We start from the raw sequence: 10,039 nt of genomic DNA on the forward strand, positions 1-10,039 counted from the left end.
TCAATCCTTTGTTTTTTATTTTAAGATTTTGAAGTGATGTCCTGGTTTAATGAAATCTAACAACATTAATTCTTCAGGTTTTACAGTAGCGACTAAGTTACGTTCACCATCATTAGGAATTTCAGTTAAAACAATTTCAAGTTCACCACGATAGTGTGCTAAATTATCATTAACAATCAATACATCTCCACGAGTGAAAACTTTTTTACCTGGATCTCTATATGGAATAGATTGTGATTCTACATTCATTTGAGAATCTTTTCCCATATCTCCATCTTGAACACTTTTCTTTTCTTTAAACCATACACGTGGTGATGAAGATCTTAACATAAATGATGAATGATCATAACGATCCCAATGAGGAGCGAAATCATACATGATTTCTTTTTCGTTTTGACTAATACCTTCAGCTTCATCAACTCTAATTTCAATAGCTTGCATATTCACTTTAGATAATGCTTCTAATTCTTCATCAGTTGCTGGATAGTTTCCAATTAAAATATCATCAACATCTCCAGTCGCAAGCATATAACGAGCTTGTAAATCAATTGGTAAACCACGCATAATTTCAACAGTTGGTAAACCACAGAAAACTTGCCATGGACCAATTGTATGTTCATTGTTACTAGAAACAAAAGCAGCAGTGTGTAAATTTAATTCTTTCCAATAACGGTTAAAGTCCATAAATAAATCAAAATCTAACCCAGTATAACGTTCTGGGAAGAAGTTATGACACATAGTGATTTGATCTTTATTACCACCATTATTGATTAAAAGTTCTACACCCATATCCATACTAGCGTTAAATTCAATTTTAATATTGTATGGATTACGTGTTAATTGAATATCACCTTGAGTTCCAAAGTTACCATCCATTCTAATAATATCTAATCCCAAATCAGCGAATGGTTTTAAATTGCTAGGTGTTGCTCCAATTAAGTCAAAAACTTGTGGATTTGTATCAGCAGCAACTTCAAATCCTAATTCATGAGCTTTTTTCATGAAATCTTTAAATTGAACTAAATAACTTTCTCTTTCATCATCTGGAATAGATAAGAAACATGTAAAAATTCTGCTAAAACCTAATTTTGCAGCTTTTTCCATGTATGCGTATACCTCTTCCATTGGTGTTTTGTCAGGGTATACAGAAATACCTAATTTGTGCATATTCATTTTCCTCCTTATATTTTACATTATAGCACCTTTGTGAATAGACTTTAAGCAAAAAAGAGCTTAGAATAGATTTTGTCATTTAAAATATATTATATTATGATATTTTTAAAGAGATAATTAAACAACTTCAAAAGAAAAGATAAGTCTATATGATGAGTATATAAATGGAAAATTTTTTTCATTAATAAGAATAAATAAATGAAATAAATGCAGTCAGGACTTCGCAAAATCGCATATTTATGATATAACAAAAGATATAGAATTGAAGAAAGGAGCTAAGAATCATGAGTTTAGAAATATGTTTATCGTTTGTTGTGACATTCGTATTAAGCTTAATTCTTGTTCCAATAGTGGGAAAGGTTTCAAAAAAACTTGGTATTATTGCCCATACAAATAAACGAACAATACATAAAGGCATTATCGCAAGAACTGGTGGTTATGCGATTTATATGAGTTTTTTAATTGGAACGATGATCTTCTTAAAAACAGATACACAGATTAATGCTATTTTAATAGGTGGTTTTATCATTTTCTTAACAGGATTTTATGATGATATTCATGATTTATCTCCGAAATTAAAAATGCTTGGTCAAGTCATTGCTGCGTTAGTCGTTATTATTTATGGTGATATTGTTTTAAAGGGATTCACGCTTCCATTCTTACCTGAATCAGTGTCTTATATACTGGCTATTATTATTACTATTTTATGGATCGTAGGTATTAGTAATGCTATTAATTTAATTGATGGATTAGATGGATTGTGTGCAGGTATATCTATTATTGTTCTGGTGACTATTTCATTGACTTCATTAACTTATGGACGTACAGATATTTCTTCTTTATCATTGCTTTTAGCTGGCGCAATAGGTGGCTTTTTAGTGTATAACTTTCATCCTGCATCTATCTTTTTGGGTGATTGTGGGGCATTGTTTATTGGTTTTATGATTGCAGTCATTTCATTACTTGGATTTGGTTATAAAAGCTCATCTTTTTTTACATTAGGGGCACCGATTGTTGTTTTGATGGTTCCAATTATGGATACGTTTATTGCGATTATTCGTCGTAAAGTTCATCATAAAAGTTTTAGTGAAGCTGATCGTAATCATCTTCATCATAAATTGATGTTTTCTTTAGAACTTGGACAAACCAAGAGTGTTTTAATCTTATACGCTGTTACAGTATTATTCTCTTTATGTTCTTATCTTTATTTATTTGATAAGGTTGCAGCAACTATTTTATTTATTGCTTTGATGGTTTTATTTGAACTTTTTGTAGAAGCAACAAATATGATTGATCGTAAATATAAACCACTTTTAACGATTTTAAATATTTTTATTAAAAGTGAATATTTGCCTTCCATCAAAGATACAAAACCATATCAAAGAATTATTCAAAAAGCCAAGAAAAAATATGCTGTTATTTTGGTTCTTGTTATAGGTATTGTATTCTCAATGGTTTTTGTTTTGAATAATGAGGAAAAAGTAGAACCTCAGACACCAGTGACTACTAAGTATATAGAGTCGCAAAATGAAACAAGTTTAATGAGTGATATATATAATCAATTAGTCACAGCTATTAATCGTGGTGATAAAACCGCAGAAAGGCAATTAGTGGCTGCTTATTTTGTGAGTGATTACTATACTTTATCGAATAAAGAGAATGGAGAAATAGGTGGTATTGATTATTTCTATGCTGAGAAAAAAGATGATTTTACAGCTTATGCTCGAAATGAATATTATAAAGAAATACAGACAGATATAAATCCACCTGAAGTTATCCGTTATGATATTTTATCTAATGTGGTTTCTTATAAAGCTTTGTCAGGATTGGAAGATTATAGTTATTACGATGTCAAAGTTCAAATGACTTTTAAAGAAATAAATCCTATTTTAGATACATTACAATATACAACAACGGTGACTTTAATTGAAAAAGATCAGAAGTTTAGTGTTGTTGCGATGGAGAATGATAATGGATAAATTTTTATGGGTAGGACTTGGCGGAGCACTTGGAGCTATATTCAGATATGGCATAAGTCTTATACCATTAAAAAATCATTTTCCTATACTCACACTTATAACAAATATTCTAGGAGCCTTCATTATTGGAATGGTTGTAGGCTTGTTTACCAAAGAACGTATTTCACCATCTATAAATTTATTTTTAAAAACTGGAGTTTGTGGAGGATTTACGACTTTTTCTACATTTTCTCTAGAAACTTTGACGCTTTTAGAAGATGGATTTTATGCACTTGCTGTAGTATATGCTATGATAAGTGTGATAGGATGTATTATTGGTGTTTATTTAGGAAGAATAATTGTTCAATAGAAGCATATCATGATGCTTCTTTTTCTTTATTATCTTTTCGTAATAGTATATAATGATGGCGTAAAAGTTTATGAATTTGTTGGTTGGAAATAGAGATATTTCATGAAAATGGAAGCAGGTGTGAATCCTGAGCTGTCCCGCAGCCGTGAAAGGGAGTCAATGTAATATAACCACTGGGCAACTGGGAAGGTGCAAAGACAAAGAACTTGAGCCGGAATACATGCCAACATCTTGGAATACACTTTACGGAGTATAAAGTCGTTCTAGTTTCAATTCTAGGGCAGAGATGTCCTGTTTTTGTCTAGAAAAAGAGGAGGACAAAATGAAGAAAATTTTTACATGTTTATTGATTATGCTAATGTTGGTGATGGGAAATATTTTTCCAATAGCTGCACTTACTTATGATGAAAGCTATACATTAGCAAAAAATTATTTTCAAAATTTAAGTGCGTTTCAATCAGTTGATGAAATCATTGCGAGTGAATCAGTTGGAGTAGAAACGGATCAGAAGGTCATACCTGAAGAACTTCTTGCAACAGATACAGCATCAAATGTTGCGAAAACAATTATAGTTTTAACTTTACATGGAAATGATCCTAGAAATTATAATGGGGTCAACTATGTTGAATTATTAGAATCAGCAATTCAAAGTGATGGAGCTGTTCATTTTGAAAATGAGAATGGTTTTGGTTCAAATAATCAGATTTTTTGTGTAGATGCTTTATATATTGTAGGCTCAGATAAACAAGAATTAGCTGCAGATTATCTAGCTTCTATGATTCAAGATAATGGAGCATTTACATATGCTGGAGGTTATGAAGATCTTGCTGTCACAGGATGGGCAATAGAGGCTTTGAGTTTAGTTAATCAAGAGAAATATCAGCCAACTATTCAACAGGCTATGACATATATTTTATCATATCAAAAAGAGGATGCTGGATTTGATATGTATGGATATGGTGCAGATGCTAATACGCAGGCATGTGTACTGGCGGGATTATTAACATATGATAGTGCTGGTGTGAAAGCCGGAACATATAATCAAAATGAACATAATCCATATGATGTCTTATTATCTTTCCAAAACTCTGATGGAAGTTTTTGGTCATCATTTACAGGAGAAGGGCAATATAATTTGCTTGCAACTGTACAAGGTGTACAAACAATAGGATACTATTATAATGGTTCAGTTTATCAAAAGGCCCATCAAGCATACTTAGCTTTAGGTGAAGTTACCGAAATAGAAAAAGAACCAGAAATACCTGTTGAAGAAGATCCAGTTAAAGAAGATAAAGAAACATCTTCGACAGAAATGCAAAATGATAATCAGACAAAAGAAGAATCATCATCACAAAAAGCTGATGTGGTTCAAACAGATGATTCATCATGGTTGATAGGATATAGTTTATTATTTATTGGAAGTGGTATACTTCTATTGAAAGGAAGACAGTATCTTGAATAAAACAAAGAAATATACGCTCATTTTTGTTGTTGTATGTTTTTTATTAATAGGTGGAGTAGGCATTTATCATGCCTACTTTGCTTCACCAAGTCAGTCAGCAAAACAAGTGACTGACAATACAGAAAATCAAGTTCAACAAGAAATGACAGATTCGAAACAAAAAGAGGAAGTTTCCCAAGAGAAAAAAGAGGAACAAGAGAATCAAACTTCTCAACAAGAAAAAAAAGAAGAACAAGTGAATCAAGTTTCTCAGCAAGAAAAAAAACAGTCATCAAAACAAAAGCCTGAATCTCAATCAACACAACAGAAACAAACAACAACTTCCAATCAGGAAACATCTACATCTCACCAAACACAAGTAGAGGATGTACCTGAAAAAGAGGAAGAAGTTTATATTGAAGAAGAAATTGCATCTGTTTATGTGACAATCACTGGTGTTGATGGTGTTATGGCACAAGATTATATAGAATATGAAGAAGGTATAAGTGCTTATGATGCTTTAAAAATATTAGCAGATAATTATGAAATGCCTGTGAGTACATCAGGAATTGGGCAAGCCATTTATGTGAAAGGAATCAACGGACTTATGGAATTTGATTATGGTGGCATGTCAGGATGGAAATATAAGGTTAATGGAACATATCCTCAAACGAGTGCAGGTGCTTGCACTTTAAAAGATGGTGATCAGGTTGAATGGGTCTATTCAACAAATGGATAAAGTTAAAGAAATCAGTTTGATTGGAATATTAGCGGCTGTCAATATAGCATCACGTATAGCTTTACAGGCATTACCTAATATTAAGCCCGTAACATCCATTATCATTATTTCAGTGATGATTTTTGGTTTGGCATTTGGTATTAAATTAACGATTGTGACAACACTTGTTTCTAATATCTATTTAGGTATGGGAATTTGGACAATTTTTCAGATTTTAGCATGGATTGTGATTTGTTTATTGACGCAATGTTTAATGGATTTTTTTAAGAAAATACATAAACAACCACATATTTTAGTTATGGCTATATTTGCTTTTTTGATGGGATATGTTTTTGGTTTTATTGTATCATTAGATAAATTTGTTGTGGGTGGACCATCACTATTTATTGTTTATTATATATCGGGATTATTATTTGATACTTTTCATGCAGTTGGAAACTTCTTTTTCTATTTAATTGGGGCACCATTGTTGATGAAAATCTTTGTTAAAAATAAAAGTATTGTAATTTAAATGATGATATGCTATGATGTCTATGCGAATGTATAAAAAAGAAAAGGAGGTACGACAATGATTTTAAATATTTTATTGATTATCGTTTCAATTGCTCTTATTGTTGTATGCCTATTACAAAGTGGAAAATCTGATGGTGTGGTGAATGCTTTGACTGGTCAAAGTTCTAACCTATTTGCTCATCAAAAAGAAAGAGGAGCAGATTTGGTTTTAACACGTATTACTGTTGGACTTGCAATTGCATTTTTTGTTCTTGCAATCTTAATTAGAATGGGTTAATCATTAGGGCACTTTGATGTGTCCTCTTTTTATTAATTGGATAAACTAAAAGTGAGGTGAGAAAATTGAAAGAAGAAATATTAGAGTTATTATCTGATCAAACTTATACAAGAAGAAAAATTCAAGAATTAGCAGAACACTTTCATATGACAGAAACACAGGATTATGTTGCGTTTATTAAACTTATTAATGAAATGGAAGATGAAGGGCTTATTATAAGAAGTCGTATTAATGATTATTATTTGATTAATCAGCTTCAATATTATAAAGGTGTCTTAGAATTAAATAAACGTGGATTTGGTTTTGTAAAAGTTGATGAAGATAGAGAATTTTATATACATGATTCCAATATGAAGGATGCACTTCATAATGATACTGTTTTAATCGAAAAGATTAAATCTCATGGACAACGTGAAGAAGGACGTGTTGTGCGTGTTTTAAAGCGTGGAAAACTTCGTTATGTTGGGGAAGTGAAGCGTGGAAGAAAAGACTATATTGTCAAAACAGATGATCAGAAATTTGATAAGCCTATTATTGTTGATGCAGCACATATGCATGGTGCTATGCCAGGACATAAGGTTGTGGTAGAAATTAAGACTTTTAAACCACAAATTAAAGGCGATATTATTAAAATTATTGGACATCGTAATGATCCTGGAATAGATATATTATCTATTGTCCATGCGCATGATGTAGATATTGAGTTTCCTAAGGAAGTCTATGAACAAATTGAAGGTATCTCAGATGAAATTGATCCAAGTGATATTGAAAATCGTGCGGATTTAAGAAATGAGCTGATTGTGACAATTGATGGTGATGATGCCAAGGACTTAGATGATGCCATTTCTTTAAAGAAATTAGATAATGGACATTATCAGCTGGGAGTTCATATTGCAGATGTCTCTTATTATGTGACAGAAGGTTCACCTTTAGATAAGGAAGCGATTAAAAGAGGAACATCTATTTATTTGGTTGACCGTGTGATTCCAATGTTACCACATAAATTATCAAATGGAATATGTTCATTAAATCCAAATACAGATCGTTATACAATCAGTTGTATTATGGAAATTGATAAACATGGTGAAGTTGTTAATCATGATATTTTACCAACGGTGATTCATTCTTCTTATCGTATGACATATAATAATGTGAATAAGATTTTAGATGGTGATCAAAAATTACAGCAGGAATATGCGCCAGCTGTGCCATTATTCTTTTTAATGCAGGAATTAGCGACATTATTAAGAAAAGTCAGAGATGAACGTGGCGCTATTGATTTTGATGTTGATGAGGCTAAGGTACTTGTTGATCAAAAAGGAAAACCAACTGATGTTGTTTTAAGAAAACGTGGCGCTTCTGATAAAATCATTGAAGAGTTTATGTTGAAAGCCAATGAAACAGTAGCGCAGCATTTTAAATGGTTGGATTTACCATTTATTTATCGTGTTCATGAACAGCCAAAGGTTAAGAAATTACAACAATTTGTGAATATTGTAAAACCATTAGGATATACGATTAAAGGATCTTTAGAACATGTTTATCCAAATGAATTAAATGCGATTATTCATGCATCTAAAGGAACTGATGAACATGTGATTGTGTCAACATTATTGTTAAGATGTATGCAAAAAGCAAGATATGATGCTCAATGTTTAGGGCATTTTGGTTTAGCAGATGAATATTATACACACTTTACTTCACCAATACGTCGTTACCCTGATTTATTGGGACATCGTTTAATTAGAACATTCTTATTTAAACAGGATTATAAACAGACTGCTCATTTTGAAGAAGTGATTCCAGAATTAGCAGAACAATCTTCATATCGTGAAAAAGAAGCTGTTGATATTGAAAGAGAAGTTACAGATATGAAGATGGCTGAGTATATGTCTGAACATATTGGGGAAGAATTTGAAGGTATGATTTCTTCTATTACTTCTTTTGGTTTCTTTGTTGAACTGCCAAATACTATTGATGGTTTGGTACATATCACAGATTTAACAGATGATTATTATCACTATGATGAAAAACGAATGGTTCTCGTTGGTGAAAAAACAGGAAGAATCTTTAAATTATCTGATAAAGTGAAAGTTAGAGTTGTTGCTTGTGATAAAAAAGAAAGAACAATTGATTTTGAAGTTGTGGGAATGGAATCAAGAAAAAAGAAATCAAAAATTGTGAAAATAAATGATAGAAAAGTAAAGACAAAACGTACAAAAAAAGGTAAAATAAATAGGTCACATAGAAAGACAAGAAAACATAGATAGAAAGGATGTGATATGCATGAAAGTTGTCACTCAGAATAAAAAAGCATTTCATGATTACTTTATTTTAGATACTTATGAAGCTGGAATTGAGTTAAAAGGGACAGAAATTAAATCAATACGTCTTGGACATGTCAATTTAAAAGATGCTTTTATTCGTTTTAAGAACGATGAAGCTTTTATTGAAAACATGCATATCGCTCCTTATGAACAAGGAAATATTTTTAATCATGAACCACTTCGTAATAGAAAGCTATTGCTTCATAAAAAGCAAATTAAAAAGCTACAAAGAGAAGTGAAAGAAAATGGTTTAACAGTAGTTCCTACAAAATTATATTTTAATACGTCTAAGTTAAAAGTAGAGATTGCTTTAGCAAGAGGTAAGAAATTATATGACAAACGTCAGGATCTGAAAGCTAAAGATGCAAAAAGAGATATGGAAAGAGCATTAAAAAATGCTTACTAATGGGGGCGTCTTGGATTCGACAGGGGTCAGTTTGAATGGAATGGCAGCCGTGGGCATACGTTAATTGCAAACAAAAAATATCTGGAAACAGACAACAATTATCTTTCGCTTGCTAGTCGACGTTAGACTTTAGCGAATATCAGCCTATAGCATACCTATGGCTATAGAACTGGTAACATATTTAATAGGTTAAGGGTATAAAGATTCTGGATTTATACCACGAAAATGTACAGAATCGCTAAGTGAAAGACTGCTTGTGGATCGTAGCTTAGTTAAATTCATTCGACAAGATAAGCTGTAGAAGTTTCATATGGGACGGCTTTTGGACGCGGGTTCGATTCCCGCCGCCTCCACCAAAGAAAACAACAACCGCTACAAACATTGATTTTAAGCGGTTTTTTTATATTTTTGAACAAAAAATTATATCAAATAGCCACTGTTAGCCATTTTTTGATATTTTAAAAAAGTAAAAGATATTAAAATATAATATTGAGAAATGATATCAATTGATTCATGTTAATAATTTTCGATTAAATGTGTGTATGTAGGCTATGAAAATTCTAGTATAGTATTTGATATCATGTAAGAAACATGTTATTCGTATAAATAATATAGTAATTTATTGAAAGTTTATAAGATTATTTGAGATATAATTTTATACTATATGTATAAAAAAGAAGAATAAAGTTATTTAAAGTTGTATTAATAAAGTTAAACAAAAAGAAATATTTTATATTTTAATAGTGGTTATAAAAAATTTTAAACTATAAAATATCATTTTTTGTTGATTATAAAAAGGAAAATTGAATTTATAGTGTTTCCTTTGTCTAACTAT

At 31.1% G+C, this 10,039-nt stretch carries 9 protein-coding genes, 1 other RNA gene and 1 riboswitch; of the genes, 9 read left to right on the forward strand and 1 reads right to left on the reverse strand.

Annotated elements, in window-relative coordinates:
- Positions 1-15 precede the first annotated feature (15 nt).
- The gene (locus tag E0K96_RS08820) at positions 16-1,167 is read right to left on the reverse strand and encodes a DUF871 domain-containing protein (protein ID WP_087297237.1); all 1,152 of its coding nucleotides are present in this window, start codon (positions 1,165-1,167) and stop codon (positions 16-18) included.
- 290 nt (positions 1,168-1,457) lie between these two features.
- Between E0K96_RS08820 and E0K96_RS08825 the strand changes: the two genes are divergently transcribed.
- The 9 genes from E0K96_RS08825 (at position 1,458) to ssrA (ending at position 9,560) form a co-directional block, all read left to right on the forward strand.
- Positions 1,458-3,152 (forward strand): MraY family glycosyltransferase, encoded by a 1,695-nt coding sequence (locus E0K96_RS08825; RefSeq protein ID WP_087244994.1) that lies wholly within the window; start codon positions 1,458-1,460, stop codon positions 3,150-3,152.
- A complete protein-coding gene (gene crcB, locus E0K96_RS08830) occupies positions 3,145-3,501 on the forward strand; it encodes a fluoride efflux transporter CrcB (protein ID WP_087244995.1) in 357 nt (118 codons plus the stop codon). The genes E0K96_RS08825 and crcB overlap by 8 nt, the downstream gene beginning before the upstream one ends.
- A gap of 63 nt (positions 3,502-3,564) precedes the next feature.
- A riboswitch (cobalamin riboswitch) is annotated at positions 3,565-3,743 on the forward strand.
- Between the two features lie 80 nt (positions 3,744-3,823).
- On the forward strand, positions 3,824-4,963 hold the full coding sequence (locus tag E0K96_RS08835) for a prenyltransferase/squalene oxidase repeat-containing protein (protein ID WP_168082614.1): 1,140 nt from the start codon (positions 3,824-3,826) through the stop codon (positions 4,961-4,963).
- Positions 4,956-5,681: a DUF4430 domain-containing protein gene (locus E0K96_RS08840; protein ID WP_087935785.1), complete on the forward strand. Its 726-nt coding sequence runs from the start codon at positions 4,956-4,958 to the stop codon at positions 5,679-5,681. Before E0K96_RS08835 ends, E0K96_RS08840 begins: the two co-directional genes overlap by 8 nt.
- Entirely contained in the window at positions 5,674-6,192 is a 519-nt protein-coding gene (locus E0K96_RS08845; protein WP_240924485.1) for a hypothetical protein, read from the forward strand. Before E0K96_RS08840 ends, E0K96_RS08845 begins: the two co-directional genes overlap by 8 nt.
- Positions 6,193-6,249: 57 nt before the next feature.
- Positions 6,250-6,471 carry a preprotein translocase subunit SecG gene (gene secG / locus E0K96_RS08850; protein WP_087244997.1) on the forward strand — a complete coding sequence of 74 codons (222 nt, stop codon included), beginning with the start codon at positions 6,250-6,252 and terminating at the stop codon, positions 6,469-6,471.
- 65 nt (positions 6,472-6,536) lie between these two features.
- Positions 6,537-8,741, forward strand: coding sequence for a ribonuclease R (gene rnr / locus E0K96_RS08855; protein ID WP_168082616.1), 2,205 nt, complete (start codon positions 6,537-6,539; stop codon positions 8,739-8,741).
- A 16-nt stretch (positions 8,742-8,757) separates the two neighbouring features.
- A complete protein-coding gene (gene smpB / locus E0K96_RS08860) occupies positions 8,758-9,204 on the forward strand; it encodes an SsrA-binding protein SmpB (RefSeq protein WP_168082618.1) in 447 nt (148 codons plus the stop codon).
- A 1-nt stretch (position 9,205) separates the two neighbouring features.
- Positions 9,206-9,560, forward strand: a transfer-messenger RNA (tmRNA) gene (gene ssrA / locus E0K96_RS08865).
- Positions 9,561-10,039: the final 479 nt, after the last annotated feature.

Origin of the sequence: Massilimicrobiota sp. SW1139 (genome assembly GCF_012027715.1) — a bacterium.
Taxonomy (GTDB): domain Bacteria; phylum Bacillota_I; class Bacilli_A; order Erysipelotrichales; family Coprobacillaceae; genus Allocoprobacillus; species Allocoprobacillus merdigallinarum.

Bases quoted from the DNA above. Each gene is read 5' to 3' on its own strand.
- E0K96_RS08835 (WP_168082614.1), top strand. From the start codon at position 3,824: ATGAAGAAAATTTTTACATGTTTATTGATTATGCTAATGTTGGTGATG.
- E0K96_RS08820 (WP_087297237.1), bottom strand. From the start codon at position 1,167: ATGCACAAATTAGGTATTTCTGTATACCCTGACAAAACACCAATGGAA.
- E0K96_RS08825 (WP_087244994.1), top strand. From the start codon at position 1,458: ATGAGTTTAGAAATATGTTTATCGTTTGTTGTGACATTCGTATTAAGC.
- E0K96_RS08845 (WP_240924485.1), top strand. From the start codon at position 5,674: ATGGATAAAGTTAAAGAAATCAGTTTGATTGGAATATTAGCGGCTGTC.
- crcB (WP_087244995.1), top strand. From the start codon at position 3,145: ATGGATAAATTTTTATGGGTAGGACTTGGCGGAGCACTTGGAGCTATA.
- secG (WP_087244997.1), top strand. From the start codon at position 6,250: ATGATTTTAAATATTTTATTGATTATCGTTTCAATTGCTCTTATTGTT.
- smpB (WP_168082618.1), top strand. From the start codon at position 8,758: ATGAAAGTTGTCACTCAGAATAAAAAAGCATTTCATGATTACTTTATT.